Genomic DNA, 407 nt, shown 5'->3' with positions numbered 1-407 from the left:
CGAAGCCAAGCTTCGGGGGGTTTGTCGTGGGGGGAAAAGGGGAGAGAAAACAGGAAAACCGCCCAGGGGCGAGGGAAAAGAGAAAACCGGACAACCGCTGCGCGGGAAAAACCGCAGAAAAGCAAAGGTACGCTTTCAGTTTAGAAAAGATGGGAAAGAAAGCTCTTTCTTATCAAACCTTCACAACCGCCCCAAGGTGCGAATGGGAACACCATACGACCAAGGCTTCGCCTTGTGGAGATGAACCTCCTCAGGCGCAATGCGCGTCAGCTCCCCCTACGGGGCGAGCTCCAAAACCATTTCCTTGCTTCGCAAAGGGAAAAGAGAAAACCGTAAAACCTCGCTGCGCTCGTGGAACCTTTTTATAAAAACTAATGAATACTGCACCCCTTTCGTCAGCAACAGTT

At 51.6% G+C, this 407-nt stretch carries 1 protein-coding gene; it reads left to right on the top strand.

Annotated elements, in window-relative coordinates:
- Positions 1 to 244 (top strand): hypothetical protein (locus M3200_RS03580; RefSeq protein WP_288178118.1); only part of this gene is annotated, 244 nt, incomplete at its 5' end.
- Between the last annotated feature and the right edge of the window lie 163 nt (positions 245 to 407).

The sequence above is a fragment of the Dialister sp. CAG:357 genome, from assembly GCF_000435155.1.
In the GTDB taxonomy this organism is placed as follows: domain Bacteria; phylum Bacillota; class Negativicutes; order Veillonellales; family Dialisteraceae; genus Dialister; species Dialister hominis.
The sequence above is the reverse complement of the archived record's forward strand: the minus strand, read 5'-3'. Positions and strand labels throughout refer to the sequence as shown.